The sequence below is a fragment of the Pseudomonas sp. 29 genome (genome assembly GCF_002754355.1).
GTDB lineage: Bacteria > Pseudomonadota > Gammaproteobacteria > Pseudomonadales > Pseudomonadaceae > Aquipseudomonas > Aquipseudomonas neuropathica.
In genome coordinates this window covers 4,804,242-4,819,081 of sequence record NZ_PEEY01000001.1, presented here as the reverse complement: position 1 = coordinate 4,819,081, position 14,840 = coordinate 4,804,242, and the positions used below count along the sequence as shown (strand labels likewise).

Here is a 14,840-nt window from a genome sequence, read left to right as displayed (position 1 = left end):
ATCGCCAGAGATTGCCATGACCACGACCGAACAGCTGAGTGCCTTGAGCTCGATCCTGACTCAAAGCGGTTTACACAGCCTGTTCCAACCGATCATTTGTCTCTCGGAACGGCGCATTCTCGGCTACGAAGCGCTCACGCGCGGCCCTTCCAACAGCCCTCTTCACTCGCCGATCGCACTGTTCGCCGTGGCCCGTCAGGCCGGGCGTTTGAGCGAGCTGGAAATCGCCTGCCGCCAAAGCGCTTGCCGTCGCTTCAACGAGCAACAACTGCCGGGCAAACTGTTCCTCAACGTCTCGCCGGAATCCTTGCTTGAAGCCGCCCACCAACCGGGGCGCACGTTACAGCTGCTGCAGGATTTCGGCATTCCGCCGAGTCAGGTAGTCATCGAACTGACCGAACAGACGCCCATCGACGATTTCCAGTTGCTGCAAACCGCCTTGCATCACTACCGGGCCATGGGTTTTTCCATTGCACTGGATGATCTCGGTGCCGGCTATTCAAGCCTGCGTCTGTGGTCGGAGCTGCGCCCGGATTACGTGAAGATCGATAGACACTTCATCGATGGCATTCATCAGGACGCGCTGAAGAGAGAGTTCGTCGGCTCAATCCTGCAAATCGCCAAAGCCTCTCGCGCACAAGTCATCGCCGAAGGCATCGAGCTGCCGGAAGAGCTCGCGGTGCTGACGGAAATGGGTGTCGATCTGGTGCAGGGTTACTTGCTCGGTCGTCCTCAGGAACATCCGCCCCGCGACGCCCGCGCCTTGATGCCCAAACACGACAGCAACAGCGTTGCGCTGAACGACGAAGGCAGCGACCTCAGCGCCCTGCTCAACGACCAACCGGCCGTGCACCGCGACACACCCACCGCCAACGTGCTGGAGGCCTTCCGCCGCCAGGCCAACCTCAACTCACTGGCGGTACTCGACGAACAAGGCCAACCCTGCGGCATCGTCCACCGCCACTCGTTGTCGGATGCCCTGCTCAAACCGTTCGCCACCGACCTGTTCGCGCGTAAACCGATTAGCCGCCTGATGAACGACGACTTCCTCGCCGTGGAAATGAGCCAGTCGCTGCAACAGGTCAGCCGCCTGATCACTAGCCGCGCGCGGCAACGCATCGAAGAAGACTTCATCATTACTCTTAACGGCGGCTACCTGGGTCTTGGCCGGGTGATCGACGTACTCAAACTGATCACCGAACTGAAGATTCAACAGGCGCGTTATGCCAATCCACTGACCTTGCTGCCGGGTAATGTGCCGATTCAACAATGCCTGACTCGCCTGTTACAGCAGGGTCGCGAGTCGGTCATCTGCTACGTCGACATCGACAGTTTCAAACCCTTCAACGACATTTATGGCTACGGGCGCGGCGACGAAGTCCTGCTGTGTCTGGCGCAATGCCTCAACGAGCGCGTCGACCCGAGCCGCGACTTCGTGGGCCATATTGGCGGCGACGACTTCCTCCTAGTTCTCGGCCCGGAAGACTGGCGCAAACGCCTCAACCAGTTGCTCGACGACTTTCAAAGCCAGTGCCGGCGCTTCTATCGCCCTGAACACCTTGAAGCTGGCTGCTTCATCGCACCGAATCGCCAGGGGGTGCGGCAGGAGTTTCCGCTGTTGTCGCTATCCATCGGTGTGGTGCACCTACACCCCGAAGCCTGCGCACAACTTGATGCCAGTCAACTTGCCGAGATGGCATCGCAGGCGAAGCATCATGCGAAGAATATTCCGGGGTATAGCGTGCATGTGATTGATAGTCTTGCCACTCCCGACGTCCATTCACCACAGTTAATCGGACAACGTTGACTTGCGCCCTGTGGGAGCGGACTTGCTAGCGAAGTGACAACTTACAAACCAATATCTCTGTAGATCAAAAATGATGAAGGCTCATCCAGGAACACCTAAATGTTACTGCGTGAAGCTTCTCTGAAAAGTACAGAAATGTGCTTTAACCACGCATTTCCGTCTTGCCAGTCATGCCAATAGCAGTAACAACATCCAATTTCCTTCAGTAAGAAATCTCGAAACTTATTTTCTGTCATATTCATCGCCAGCAAGGCATCGATTTCCGTTATCACTCTCTCCACTGCGCTACAGTCTGAATCGGCTAAGAAAGATCTGACAACATCATCTGCGAAGGCAAACTCACACATCCAATCCTCATGAAAATAGGCTCCGAGAAACTGGAAAAGGCTAGGAAAATCTTCAGTTGTCATTTACAAAACCCGTCAAAATAAAGTAACCAAGTGGTGAAGTTGCATCCCGTCGCAGCACTAATCTAATACTAAACAACGGTTCTAGTGTTCCACTCTGTCTCAGAACACCCACACCAGCAGGAGCAGACACTCGCTCATTGATCACAAATTTACTTGCGTTACCTGCTAGAAAATTATCAATATCGACTTTGTTGTTCCTGATAACATTCGAGAGTGCAGCTTCAGCCTCTGCCCTATTAAGAAATGTTGACGCAATAGGTATGTTCGGCTCAGCCAGTAGTCTAGCTCTCAGTTGAGCCTCCGATCTATTGACATGTCTTGCAATAGCATGTCCACCTCGAGACTCGTGGGCCTCTAATCCCCCACCTGGAACAATTTCACTATAGGGCCCATCTGCCTGTATCGCTCCAGGGCACGGAGTGCAAGCTAACCCCAACGGATCCACCCACCCCGTCGGATTCGGCACGTACTGGTACTGATTCAACCCACCCGCCAACTTGATCGGATCCGGCGTCAGATACCGCCCCAGCCGCGGGTCGTAATACCGATGCCGGTTGTAATGCAGCCCGCTCTCCCCGTCGAAATACTGCCCCTGAAAACGCAGCGGCTGGTTCAGGTAATCCTCGCCGGCCAGGGTCAGGGCGGCGACTTTGCCGTAGGCGTCGTATTGCGCGGACCAGACGATGTCGCCGCTGTAGTCGGTGAGTTCCTGCGGGGTGCCGAGGTGGTCGAGTTGGTAGTAGAAGGGGCAGGCTTTTTTCGGGCCTTTGCCGTCGAGCAGTGCCAGCGGGCGGAAGGTGCCGGGTTCGTAGACGTAGCTGCGGTATTCGCTTTCGCTGCTTTCGGCGACGAGGTGGTCGCCTTGCCAGAAGAATTCGGTGATCTCGCCGTTGACGGTTTTGCGGATGCGCCGGCCGAAGGCGTCGTATTGGTAACTGGCGGTCTGGCCGTCGGGGCGGGTCAGGCCGATCAGGCGGTGCTGGCTGTCGTAGCGGTATTCGGTGACGAGTGTCTGCGCGCGGCCGCGACGTTCGCGGATCAGGTTGCCGAAGGCGTCGTAGTCGTAATGACGGTCGCCCTGCATGAGCAGGCGATTGCCCTGGATCTGGCTCGGACCTGGGCGGTCCTGCATCAACAGGTTGCCGGCCGGGTCGTGGGCGAAGGATTCCGGCAGTTCGTCGCGTGAGTGACGTACGCGGATCAGCCGGTCGAGGGCGTCGTAGCCGTAGGTGCGCTGGCCGTGGCGGCTGTCGGCGATGTGCGCGAGATTGCCGTTGGCGCTGTAGGCATAATCGCGGCGGTACAGGGCATCGCGCTGATGGCCTACGGCGTGGGCGAGTAATCGTCCCTGATCGTCGTAGGAATATTCGCTGAGCAGCAGGCCTTGCTGGCGCTGCAGTTCGCGACCGGACTGGTAGACATGGCGGGTCAGCGGCGCGCCGTTGAGGTCAATCCCGTTCAGCGCGCCGCCCTTGGCGTGGCGGTAGTCGAGCACGCTGTTGTCCGGCAGGCGCATGCGCTTGAGCTGGCCGCAGGCGTCGTAGCGGTAACGCAGGGTGCCCCAGCCCTGATGCTCGGTGATCAGCCGGTCCTGACGGTCGTACTCGAAGGCCAAAGGATGTTGCTGGCCGTCATCGACCCCAATCAAACGACCGAGGCGGTCGTACTGATAACTGACCTTGATCCCGTCCGGCAGGGTTTTGACCAGCAAACGCCCGGCGGTATCGCGTTCATAAGCGGTGAGCAAACAAGAGCCGTCATCACCGAACTCGGTCTTCTCCAGCAGATGCCCGTTGAGGTCGTAGGCATAGGCGGTGCGGCGGCCGTCAAAACCGCTTTCCTGACGAATCAGCCCGGTCGACGTGTAGTCCAGCCGGTACTTTTCCCCGGATTCGTTTTCAATCTCGGTGAGCAGCAGTTGCGCATGGTCATAGCGGTACTGCACCCGCGTGCCGTCGGGGTTGATCCGCCGCGAGACCAGGTGCAGATCGTCGTCATACTCATAACGGGTGATGTGCCACTGTTCATCGCGCTCGGCGGTGACCTGACCGTAGGCGCCGTAGCTGTAGGCGCGGGTGCTGCCGCCAGGAAATGTCGTCTGAATCAGTCGGCCAACGGCGTCCCAGTGCTGACGGGTGACCGCACCGTGTTCGTCCGCAGTCGTGGTCCGCCGCCCCAGTGCATCGTAGGAAAAGCGCCGCACGCCACCTTCGGGCAGGGTTTCCTCGGTCAACTGGCCAAGGCTGTTCCAGACCAAACGATGCCGGCTGCTGTCCGGGTAGCGGATCGACAGCAATTGCCCCCGGGTGTCGTAGTAGTAATGGGTGACCTGACCGTCGGGGTCGACCGCTTCGGTGACGTCACCCTCGGCATTGCGCCGGTAGATCCACACCGCCTCGCCGCGCGAACGCCGATGCAGGAAACCGTTGCGATACTCGTAGGACGTGGGCGCCTCATCCGGTGGAATCAGCGCAATCAGCCGTCCGACGTCGTCGTAGCGGTATTCGGTGACAGCGCCTAACGCATCCTGCTCGGCGATCAAACGCCCCGAGGCGTCATAAGCCTTTAGCTGCTCGCCACCATCCGCCGAGACTTGACGCACCAGCCGCGCACGTTCGTCGTGGACGTAGGTCTCTTCGGTGCCATCGACGTAATGCACCGCGACACTGCCGTCATCGTTCCAGACGTAACGCGTGTCCATCTGCGAAAACGATGCCCAGTGACGCACGCAGCGCGCGGCTTTCCCCGACCGTTCCCACTCCCAGAAGAAGCTCGCACCGCCAGCCAGTTGCCGCTGCAGAATCACGTGAGCGTCGTCGTAGTCGTAACGCTCGCTGTCACCGACAGCGTTGGTCGCTTCGATCAGGTGCCGGTAGGCGTCGTAGCGGTAACTGACCAGTGCTTGTTCGGTACTCCAGGCACCCTCGCGAAACACCTGATAATCAACACCCAGCAACTGCGCCTGCTCATAGCGCAACAGCAGTGAGCGCCCGGCGCCATTGTCCAGGCGCTGCACCCGGTCAGAGCGATCGCGTTGCACCGTCAGACGGTTGCCATAGGCATCGCTGATCGCCGTCAGCCGTCCTGCACGAAAGTGATAAAAGCGCGCCGTGTCCCCGGCCAGCGCGAGGATCAGCTCTTCCGGCTCCTCGCCCAGAAAAATCGCCGCCCGCGACAAACTGTTGTGAATCGCCGGCCGCTCACTACTCGGCAACGGAAAACGGGTACGCCGGTTTTCGTGATCGACCCAAACCACCTCATCAGCGAAAAACTCCAGCCGATGCGCCAGCGAATGGCTCCAGCCAAACCCCAGCCCGACGTCGATTTCGACGGCGCTCGAGCGATACAAGCGGGTGAACTCAAACGGCAACACGCCATCGAGCACCGCGTCGTTCAGGGTCAGCAGTTCTTCACCGGTGACCATCGATACCGGGCAGCCGTTGGTGCAGGTACGCGGCACGCAATCGGCGCTGTCGCCGTTGGGGTTTTTCGCCTGATCCGGCGAGTCGTCGTGATGCTCGTCTTTCTTCAACAAGGTGTTGCGCTGCGCATTCCAGCGCAATTGCATCCGGCCTTTTTTCACCCCGGCGGCGATGCCACGGGCGGCAACGGTTTTGTATTGATCGACGTATTTGATGAACCCTTCGACGATGCCAAACATCGCCTTCACCAAACGCTTTACCGCCGAGAGCAATTGCACGGCGCGGTCCGCCAGACGCAGCGTCAGATAAGCGATGCCTGCGCCACCACTGACGAACGTCAAGACGACGCTGATCAGCACATCGATGAGCAACTGCACCATCATCATCGACGCCGCTTCAGCAGTTTTGCCGGCGATTTCACTGGGTGGCAGCATCTCCAGCCAAAGGCTGGCAGTGCGCAGCAATAGACACAGCGCCGCCTCGTCACTGACCAGCAGTTGCAGCTTCTCCATGACCTCGGGCGCGGTTTTCGCCAGCTCGATCAGATCCGCCGCACCACTGCCCAAGCGCTCAGCAAACTGACCGGGATCCTTGAGAATGTCCGAGAGCAAGCCAATGCTGTCCCACACGCCCTCGATCGCCGCCCAACTCCCGGCCAGCATGCCGTTGCCCGCCGCCGTCGCCACCGACTGCGACCATTGCGGCTTTAAACCCTGCCATTCACTGCGCAGCCAGCCATCCAGCTCAGCAGTCAGGCCGTCATAGGCTTTGAACAGGTCCTCGACCTGACCCGAAGTGACAGCGCTGTGCACCTGCACCCGGTAGAATTTGCCAGGTATTCCTTTGAATGAGCCCTTGCCTTGCGCATCAAGGGTGATGGGGGTGGTTTCGCCACTGTCCATGGCGATCACATCGACCACGATATTGCCCAGCGGAATGTCGTAGACCGACTCGAATTTGCTTTCGATCAGCATCGGGCCACTCTTCGGGCACTGGACGACACCGGAGAAAAACGCGTTGTCGGTGCTGCTGACGGCAGTGCTATCGGAGCCGAAGCGAATGATCCGCTCCATGCCCACCAGTGACGGCAGATCCGCCGCGTGGCTGACCTCGTCCGCCGCGCGACTGGCCCAATGCTTGAGCTGTTCGCGGTAAACGCTGAGGGTGTCGGGAAAGCTGTCGAGTGCTTGCTCGATGCGGGTGACGGCGTCCATCAACGCACGCGGGTGGGCGAAGTGGGCTGGATAAGCGGATCAAACATGGGCGTTCCCTCGCGCAAAAAAATTAGGCGCGGGAACTGTGCGGGGGATCAATCGGGAAAGAAGTCAGGCAAGTAGGCGATGACTGTAGGACTTGTCTGTAAAAAACAACTCACAGATAAACAACCGCGCAAAAACGCAAACGCGGCGTGAGGAAAACCTCACGCCGCGTTTGTTCGGGCAGACATAAATGGATTTACAGTGTTGAGTCGCGAGTACTCAGCTCTTTCAATTTGAGCTCCGCCAACGGGTGCCCGGCTTTGGCCGCCATGCCCCACCAGCGTGCGGCTTCGGCAGGATCCGGCGGTTTGCTCGGCGTTCCGGCCAAACTGATCACGCCGACCTGATAAGCCGCTTTGCCATCACCCGCGAGCGCGGCCAGCCGCAACAGGCGCACTCCTTCTTCACGTGCACCCAGGCCGACACCACGAAAGGTCAGGATGTGCCCGTAGAAGCTTTGTGCACCGACATCGCCAAGGTTAGCCATGCGCGCAAACTGACCTTCGAGCCAGCGCCAGCCTCGCGGTTGGCGGACAAACCACGACCAGTGAAACAGCCTGCGCGCCAGCCAGTAACTGGCCCGCGCCTTGAGTCGTAAAAACACTCAGGCCTCTGCCGATTCCGGGTACTCGTACTCGAAGACCCTGACCACTTCCGAGGCATGCCAGGAAGCCGCGGCAACGCCGTCGGATGGCCCGGAAAAACGCCCCAGACGTTCAACGCATTCAAAGAAACCCGTGCGCGGCAGGCGACTGGCGCCCTGGCTGATCACCAGCGAACTGCGCAACGGTTGTTCGGCCTTGGCATCCAGCGCGGCCAGATGTTCAAGCGCGGCCGTCAGGGTTTGCATGGCCGGCGTCGGCAATTGCAACCGCTCGAGCAAGGCCCGATAAGTCAGCAGATGGCGCTGGCGACGCGCCTGATCAAGTTCCCCGAGCAATCCGTCCCAATGTTGACGACTGATGCGTACGCTCACGATTCATCCCTCCACCCTGGCACCGTCAATTCCCAAGCCAGGCTGCGGCGAATCGCGGCGTCGGGCTGACGCTCGCCACTTTCGATCATGGCCAGATAAGACGGGCTGATGCCTACCGTGCGGGCCAGCGCCTCAATGGCGATGCCCTTCCCTTCGCGCAAACTGCGTAGTTGATCCAGACCTGGAAGAATCGCGTCTGGTGAGGCCGCGAGCGGCGTGGCTGCCGGACGCGACGGTGTTTCGTTGATGCCTGCTGCTTTTAGTAGAGCCTGATACTGAGCCCACGGCAGAACCGCGTATTCGGGTTCGCCATCGCGTGCAATTATCTGAATATCCATGACTACCCCGTAGGACAACAACACTTAGCGAGTCGGCACTTTTCCCTAGAAGTGTAATCCTAACAGCGGCTAAGGTCGCGGGGGGTATCTATCTGTAGGTGGGTGCTGAGAATCAGGTTTTTTTCGGCCCCTGCAGTTGCAGTTGCTCGGGGGTATCCGGCAGGCGTTCGACGACTGCCAGTTTTTCCGGTTGCTGACGGTTGCGCCACAGGCGAAACGCATTGAGTTCATCGTCGAGGGTTTTCATCAGCCAGGCGAGGACGGCGATGTCGTCGAGCATGCCAAACACGGGAATGAAATCCGGAATCGCGTCCACCGGGCTGAGGAAGTACATCAAACCCGCCACCACCGACACCAGGGCTTTGCCACTGATAGCGCGGTACTCGCCGCGCCAGTAGGCCAGGCACAATGCCTGAAGCAAGCGTAAATCGTCCTTGAGTTTACCGAGACGATTGCCTTGCGCGGCGCCTTTGCTGGCAACCGCAAACAGTAAGGTCGGTAAACGGCCACGCGCCAGCAGACGGCCGGCCAAGGGCAGGAATCGAGCGAAATTCCACGGAGCTTTCATCTATTCCTCCCGTTGAAATGTTATCCACACAAATTGTGGATAACCTTGTGAACAGAGCTGCATTTCAGCGCTGAAAGCCCCGTTTCATAAGGGCTGCGCTCAGATCGGGCGTTTTTTACTCACATAAAAAACCCCAATATTTCATTGACTTGGCTGCTCAGGGCGGCTAGCGATGGCAGTCTCATTGGCTATGACTCTCCCGACCGCCATCGGTTCGCTCTGTTTACCCTTGCCAGGGTCCAGATGCAACAACGCCCCGCATAAGCGAGGCGTTGTTGTCAGACCCATTACCGATTACTTGGCAGCAGCGGCTTCTTTGGCTGGATCCTTGATGGCCAGCAGTTCCAGGTCGAAGACCAGAACCGAGTTGGCCGGGATTGCCGGGCTTGGCGACTGTGCGCCGTAAGCCAGATCGCTAGGGATGTACAGTTTGTACTTCTCGCCAACGTGCATCAGTTGCAGACCTTCAACCCAACCCGGGATCACGCCGCTCACCGGCAGATCGATCGGGCTGCCGCGCTCGACGGAGCTGTCGAAGACGGTGCCGTTGGTCAGCTTGCCGGTGTAGTGAACGGTCACTACGTCAGTCGGCTTAGGCTGTGGGCCATCAGCTTTCTTGACGACTTCATACTGCAGGCCGGAAGCGGTGGTTGTCACACCAGCTTTCTTGCCATTTTCTTCGAGGAATTTCTTGCCGGCGGCTGCCGACTCTTCGCTCATCTTGGCCATACGCTCTTCAGCACGCTTCTGCAGCGCGGCGAAGGCTTCGACCAGTTCTTCATCTTTCAGCTTCTGTTCTTTCTTGCCGACGGCATCTTCGATGCCCTGGGCTACCGCTTTGGAGTCCAGATCATCCATGCCTTCCTGAGCCAGGCTCTTGCCCATGTTCAGGCCGATACCGTAGGAAGCTTTTTGCGCCGGGGTTTTCAGCTCTACGCTGGTCTGCGAATCACAACCCGCGAGGACCAGGCTAACCAGGGCAACCGCCGCCGCCAACCGATGCTGTTTCATGCTATTTCCTTGTTCATGCGCCGAAAGGGCAATCGAGTAAAGCCGCGAGCTTATCAGGCCGCCACGACCAATGGCTACCGGCATGAGAGCAGGAATCTTCCGATAAGTTCAGGGATTAAAACGCATTGGCGCGAAGCGACGATGAAGCTTCTGTCATCTCGTCCCGGCAATCGGCGTCGTTTCTTCTTGCATCATCTGGCGTAATGGCCACTTGCCGCACAGGGCTAGGCTCAGGCATAACAGCGGAACAAATCGACAAGGATGTTTATCTTGCGCCTCTTATTCCGTGTGCTGACCCTGATCGTCGTGCTGCTGGGACTGGTTCTCGCCGTGGTCCTGTATTACGTCGCCAATCCGAAACTGCCCTTCTACACCCCCGCCGAGCAGGTGCATTACCTCAATCAGTGGAGTGACGAAGACCGGCAAACCTACTATTTCACGCCCCAGGGTACGCAGGTCAAAGGCCTGCGCTATGAGTGGTTCCAGGCGCTGGAACTGCCCTTCTCGGCGCAACGTTTCGCCTCGCCTGATTACCTGGCGCGTTTCGGTTTTCTGATCGACCCGCAGCAGAAAGCCACGACGACCAACCCCGGCAACCTCCCCGTCGGTTTTGCCCGACATCAGAATCCCGGCAGCACCGAACAATATCTGGACATCACTTGCGCCGCTTGCCACACCGGCGAATTGCGCTTCCAAGGTCAGGCCGTGCGAATTGACGGAGGTACCGCGCAACATGTGCTGCCGTCCAGTGTGCCTACTTTGCGCGGCGGCAGTTTCGGACAGGCATTGGTGGCAAGTCTGACCGCGACTTACTACAACCCATGGAAATTCGAACGTTTCGCCAGAACCGTGCTGGGCGACGAATACGACGCGCGTCACGAGCAATTGCGCAAAGACTTCAAAACCTCACTGAATACATTCCTCAAAGTCGCCTGGAACGATACCCATCGCGGCCTCTACCCGACCGAAGAAGGCCCCGGCCGCGCCGATGCCTTCGGACGCATTGCCAACGCGACGTTTGGCGATGCGATTTCCCCCGCCAACTACCGCGTGGCCAATGCCCCGGTGGATTATCCACAGCTCTGGGATATGTGGTCATTCGACTGGGTGCAGTGGAACGGCTCGGCGCAGCAGCCGATGGCGCGCAATATCGGTGAAGCGTTGGGCGTCGGCGCCACCCTGAATTTTTTCGATGACAACGGCCAGCCACTGCAAGGCGAAGCACGCTATGCCTCCAGCGTGCGTGTGCGTGATCTGCACAAAATCGAAGAAACCCTGCAAAGGCTCAAGCCACCAGCCTGGCCAGAGGATCTGTTTGGCGCCATCGACAAACCCTTGGCAACCAAGGGCCGCACGCTGTTTGTCGAGAACTGCGCCGGTTGTCACGTACCGCGCCAGACTCAGGAAGGTGAGCGCTGGGTGCAGCATTTGCACATGCTGCCGGTCGCTGTCATCGGCACCGACCCGACCGCTGCCGACAATATCGCCAACCACCGTTTCGACCTGACAGCCCTGCAGTGGGATCTGCAAGAGCTGGAAAAAATGGACGTCAAACTGCATCCGACACCCAAGGCGCCACTGGACCTGAGCCAAATGTCGGTGGCCAAGGGCTTGGCTTACGTCACCGCCTTCGTCGAAGACCGCGCCTATCGCGAAGCCAACGTCACGCCGCAGGAAAAACCACGCCTGGACGGCTTCGGCCTGCCCATCGGCGTGCGCGAAAAACTCGCTTACAAGGCGCGCCCACTGGCGGGTGTCTGGGCCACCGCGCCGTTTTTGCACAACGGTTCAGTGCCGAGTATTTATGAGTTGTTGTCGCCGCAGGATGAACGCGTCACGACCTTTTTCAAAGGCACCTTCGAATACGATCCGCGACATTTGGGGTATCGCACCGAAGCGTTTACCAATGGCTTCCTGTTCGACACGCGCATCACCGGCAACCACAACAGCGGCCATGAATTCCGTGCCGGCGAACGTGGCAACGGCGTTATTGGCCGGCTATTACAGCCCGAAGAACGCTGGGCACTTCTTGAGTACCTGAAAGTCCTCGGCGGCCCACTGGAGGCGCAACTGCCATGATCTCAACCTTCAAGAAAGAACAGTCGCTGCTGGCCAGAATCTGGTTGTGGCTGGGTCGTGTACTGGGCAAGGTTCTGTTGATAGCGCTCGTCATCGGCCTGTTCGGCTGGGCCATCGCTACGGTCTGGTTTGCCTGGCAACACCGTGGCCCGGTGTCGGCGCAGGAGCAGATTCCCAGCGGCGAAGCGGCGATGACCCAGGACGTGATCCAGACCGCCGTACGCATCGTCGATCAACACCGAGAAAGCACCCGTTATCTGCGCGACGCCCATGCCAAGGCCCATGGCTGCGTGAAGGCGCAGGTGCAAGTGCTGCCGGAACTGGCGCAACCGCTGCGACAGGGCGTGTTCAGTGAGCCCGGAAAAACCTGGCAAGCGATGATTCGCCTGTCCAATGGCAATGCCTATCCACAGTTCGACAGTCTGCGCGACGCCCGGGGGATGGCGATCAAACTGCTCGATGTGCCGGGAAAATCCTTGCTGCGTGACCGCCAGGAGCAGCGCGAGCAGGATTTTGTGATGTTCAGCCACCCGAACTTTTTTGTCAGTGACGTCGCCGAGTATCGTCAGAACGTGTCGGCGCAGGCTGACGGCAAAAAGGTCATGGCATTTTTTCCGGGATGGGACCCGCGCACATGGCAGGTCCGCCATTTGTTTATTGCACTCGCAACCCTGTCACCGCCGCCGGACAGTCCGACCGCGACCACTTATTTTTCGGTATCGCCGTACAAATTTGGTGAAGCCAATGCAAAGTTTCGGGTGGCGCCGGCCCCGGAAAACTGCCCGGACTACACACTGCCAAAACAGAATCATGATTTACCGAACTTCTTGCGCAGCGCCTTAAACCAGCAACTGTCGACGGACCGGATACCGGCGTGTTTCGTCCTGCAGATCCAGCGTCAGGATGCCAACAAGTACATGCCGATCGAAGACACCAGCATCGAATGGCGCGAGCAGGATTCGCCGTTTGAAACCGTGGCGCGGATCACTCTGCCACCGCAGGACTTCGATACACCGGCGCTGAATCTGGCGTGTGACAATCTTTCGTTCAATCCGTGGTTCGGGCTTGAGGCGCATCGGCCGATTGGCGGGATCAACCGTTTGCGTAAAGCGGTGTATGAGGCAGTGAGCGATTATCGGCACAGCCAGAATGCCGCGCAGTAGAACGGTGTCAAAGCACCTTTGAGGACATGAAATCAATAAATCCCGGACAGCAAAAAGCCCGCACTAGGCGGGCTTTCTGTGGAATCTGGCGTTCAGTGTTCCAGATTCCGAATATGGCGCAGCGGACGGGACTCGAACCCGCGACCCCCGGCGTGACAGGCCGGTATTCTAACCGACTGAACTACCGCTGCGCGAAACGCTTGAAACGAATGGTGGGTGATGACGGGATCGAACCGCCGACATTCTGCTTGTAAGGCAGACGCTCTCCCAGCTGAGCTAATCACCCTTCGCTTCGTTACGGGACGCATTATGCCACAAGTTTTCGTAAAGTGTTGATTTAATTGAAGTTTTTTTCAAATAAATCCGAAAACCAGTAAAACGACACATCCCGCGGGTACAACCTTGGAGCAGAAAAAAACCCGCCTTGGCGGGTTTTTCCGTGGTGACCTGGCGTTCAGTGGTCCAGGTTACCGAATATGGCGCAGCGGACGGGACTCGAACCCGCGACCCCCGGCGTGACAGGCCGGTATTCTAACCGACTGAACTACCGCTGCGCTAAACACTTGAAACGAATGGTGGGTGATGACGGGATCGAACCGCCGACATTCTGCTTGTAAGGCAGACGCTCTCCCAGCTGAGCTAATCACCCTTCGCTTCGGTGTGGCGCGCATTCTACGGAGCGACCCAACCTCTGGCAAGCACTTTTTTAAATAATTTTCTCAGGCCTTCCAAAGGCTTAGAGAAGGGTTGGCCTATGGGACGGCGAAGACAATAATGCCCCCCTTTGTATAAAGGAGAGACTCACCCCATGTGGTTCAAAAACCTGCTTATCTATCGCCTGACCCAAGACCTGCCTGTCGATGCCGAGGCGCTGGAAACTGCACTGGCCACCAAACTGGCGCGTCCATGTGCAAGCCAGGAGTTGACCACCTACGGTTTCGTCGCGCCGTTCGGCAAAGGCGAAGATGCTCCACTGGTGCACGTCAGCGGTGACTTCCTGCTGATTTCCGCGCGTAAAGAAGAACGCATTCTGCCGGGCAGCGTCGTGCGTGACGCGGTCAAGGAAAAGGTCGAAGAGATCGAAGCCGAACAGATGCGCAAGGTCTATAAGAAGGAACGCGATCAGATCAAGGATGAAATCATCCAGGCGTTCCTGCCGCGCGCCTTCATCCGTCGCTCGTCGACCTTTGCCGCTATCGCGCCGAAACAGGGCCTGATCCTGGTCAACTCGGCCAGCCCGAAACGTGCCGAAGACCTGCTGTCGACCCTGCGTGAAGTGATCGGCACCCTGCCCGTCCGTCCGTTGACCGTGAAAATGGCACCGACTGCGGTCATGACTGACTGGGTCACCACCCAAAAAGCCGCTGATGACTTCTATGTACTGGACGAGTGCGAACTGCGCGACACCCACGAAGATGGCGGTATCGTGCGTTGCAAGCGTCAGGATCTGACCAGCGAAGAAATCCAGCTGCACCTGAGCACTGGCAAAGTCGTCACTCAATTGTCGTTGGCCTGGCAGGACAAACTGTCGTTCATGCTCGACGACAAGATGACGGTCAAACGTCTGAAGTTCGAAGATCTGTTGCAGGATCAGGCGGAGCAGGACGGTGGCGACGAGGCACTGGGTCAGCTGGATGCCAGCTTCACGCTGATGATGCTGACCTTCGGCGATTTCCTGCCAGCGCTGGTTGAAGCGTTGGGTGGGGAAGAGACTCCTCAAGGCATCTAAAGCCTTGTGATGTCAAAACTGTAGGAGTGAGCCTGCTCGCGATGAGGGACTGACATTCAACTAATGTGTTGATTGAAA

11 protein-coding genes and 4 tRNA genes are annotated in these 14,840 nt (G+C 58.4%); 4 read left to right on the top strand and 11 right to left on the bottom strand.

The features are described 5' to 3' along the window. Nucleotides 1–16: 16 nt before the first annotated feature. Nucleotides 17–1,807 carry a bifunctional diguanylate cyclase/phosphodiesterase gene (locus CLU80_RS22395; RefSeq protein ID WP_099758415.1) on the top strand — a complete coding sequence of 597 codons (1,791 nt, stop codon included), beginning with the start codon at nt 17–19 and terminating at the stop codon, nt 1,805–1,807. Nucleotides 1,808–1,902: 95 nt separating this feature from the next. Here CLU80_RS22395 and CLU80_RS22390 read toward each other — a convergent pair whose 3' ends face one another. The 7 genes from CLU80_RS22390 to bamJ all read right to left on the bottom strand — a co-directional run bounded on the left by CLU80_RS22390 (nt 1,903) and on the right by bamJ (nt 9,791). Then, entirely contained in the window at nt 1,903–2,217 is a 315-nt protein-coding gene (locus tag CLU80_RS22390; protein ID WP_099758414.1) for a contact-dependent growth inhibition system immunity protein, read from the bottom strand. After that, the gene (locus CLU80_RS22385) at nt 2,207–6,853 is read right to left on the bottom strand and encodes an RHS repeat protein (protein WP_099758413.1); all 4,647 of its coding nucleotides are present in this window, start codon (nt 6,851–6,853) and stop codon (nt 2,207–2,209) included. Before CLU80_RS22385 ends, CLU80_RS22390 begins: the two co-directional genes overlap by 11 nt. Before the next feature lie 241 nt (nt 6,854–7,094). Then, complete coding sequence (locus CLU80_RS22380) at nt 7,095–7,502, bottom strand: SEL1-like repeat protein (RefSeq protein ID WP_093440130.1); 408 nt, start codon at nt 7,500–7,502, stop codon at nt 7,095–7,097. Further along, nucleotides 7,503–7,874, bottom strand: a complete 372-nt coding sequence (locus CLU80_RS22375) for a hypothetical protein (protein WP_003223109.1) — start codon at nt 7,872–7,874, stop codon at nt 7,503–7,505. Beyond that, on the bottom strand, nt 7,871–8,212 hold the full coding sequence (locus CLU80_RS22370; RefSeq protein WP_093440125.1) for a helix-turn-helix domain-containing protein: 342 nt from the start codon (nt 8,210–8,212) through the stop codon (nt 7,871–7,873). The genes CLU80_RS22375 and CLU80_RS22370 overlap by 4 nt, the downstream gene beginning before the upstream one ends. Before the next feature lie 112 nt (nt 8,213–8,324). Next, nucleotides 8,325–8,780 (bottom strand): YkvA family protein, encoded by a 456-nt coding sequence (locus tag CLU80_RS22365; RefSeq protein ID WP_007919749.1) that lies wholly within the window; start codon nt 8,778–8,780, stop codon nt 8,325–8,327. A gap of 294 nt (nt 8,781–9,074) precedes the next feature. After that, a complete protein-coding gene (gene bamJ / locus CLU80_RS22360) occupies nt 9,075–9,791 on the bottom strand; it encodes a BamJ family beta-barrel-assembly machinery protein (protein ID WP_007919751.1) in 717 nt (238 codons plus the stop codon). Nucleotides 9,792–10,061: 270 nt separating this feature from the next. On the opposite strand from bamJ, the gene CLU80_RS22355 reads away from it, so the two are divergent. Both CLU80_RS22355 and CLU80_RS22350 read left to right on the top strand, forming a co-directional pair. After that, a complete protein-coding gene (locus CLU80_RS22355) occupies nt 10,062–11,870 on the top strand; it encodes a di-heme-cytochrome C peroxidase (protein ID WP_099758412.1) in 1,809 nt (602 codons plus the stop codon). Then, nucleotides 11,867–13,033, top strand: a complete 1,167-nt coding sequence (locus CLU80_RS22350; RefSeq protein ID WP_099758411.1) for a catalase family protein — start codon at nt 11,867–11,869, stop codon at nt 13,031–13,033. Before CLU80_RS22355 ends, CLU80_RS22350 begins: the two co-directional genes overlap by 4 nt. A 114-nt stretch (nt 13,034–13,147) precedes the next feature. Here the strand turns inward: CLU80_RS22350 and CLU80_RS22345 are convergent. From CLU80_RS22345 to CLU80_RS22330, 4 genes are all read right to left on the bottom strand, one after another. Further along, nucleotides 13,148–13,224: transfer RNA gene (locus CLU80_RS22345), tRNA-Asp, on the bottom strand. Between the two features lie 19 nt (nt 13,225–13,243). Beyond that, nucleotides 13,244–13,319 (bottom strand) — tRNA-Val (locus tag CLU80_RS22340). A gap of 191 nt (nt 13,320–13,510) precedes the next feature. Next, a tRNA-Asp gene (locus tag CLU80_RS22335) sits at nt 13,511–13,587 on the bottom strand. Between the two features lie 19 nt (nt 13,588–13,606). Then, nucleotides 13,607–13,682 (bottom strand) — tRNA-Val (locus CLU80_RS22330). Nucleotides 13,683–13,841: 159 nt separating this feature from the next. On the opposite strand from CLU80_RS22330, the gene rdgC reads away from it, so the two are divergent. After that, a complete protein-coding gene (gene rdgC / locus CLU80_RS22325) occupies nt 13,842–14,762 on the top strand; it encodes a recombination-associated protein RdgC (protein ID WP_064390914.1) in 921 nt (306 codons plus the stop codon). Nucleotides 14,763–14,840: the final 78 nt, after the last annotated feature.

Coding starts and splice junctions, on each gene's coding strand:
- CLU80_RS22385 (WP_099758413.1), bottom strand. CDS start 6,853: ATGGACGCCGTCACCCGCATCGAGCAAGCACTCGACAGCTTTCCCGAC.
- rdgC (WP_064390914.1), top strand. CDS start 13,842: ATGTGGTTCAAAAACCTGCTTATCTATCGCCTGACCCAAGACCTGCCT.
- bamJ (WP_007919751.1), bottom strand. CDS start 9,791: ATGAAACAGCATCGGTTGGCGGCGGCGGTTGCCCTGGTTAGCCTGGTC.
- CLU80_RS22350 (WP_099758411.1), top strand. CDS start 11,867: ATGATCTCAACCTTCAAGAAAGAACAGTCGCTGCTGGCCAGAATCTGG.
- CLU80_RS22390 (WP_099758414.1), bottom strand. CDS start 2,217: ATGACAACTGAAGATTTTCCTAGCCTTTTCCAGTTTCTCGGAGCCTAT.
- CLU80_RS22365 (WP_007919749.1), bottom strand. CDS start 8,780: ATGAAAGCTCCGTGGAATTTCGCTCGATTCCTGCCCTTGGCCGGCCGT.
- CLU80_RS22370 (WP_093440125.1), bottom strand. CDS start 8,212: ATGGATATTCAGATAATTGCACGCGATGGCGAACCCGAATACGCGGTT.
- CLU80_RS22395 (WP_099758415.1), top strand. CDS start 17: ATGACCACGACCGAACAGCTGAGTGCCTTGAGCTCGATCCTGACTCAA.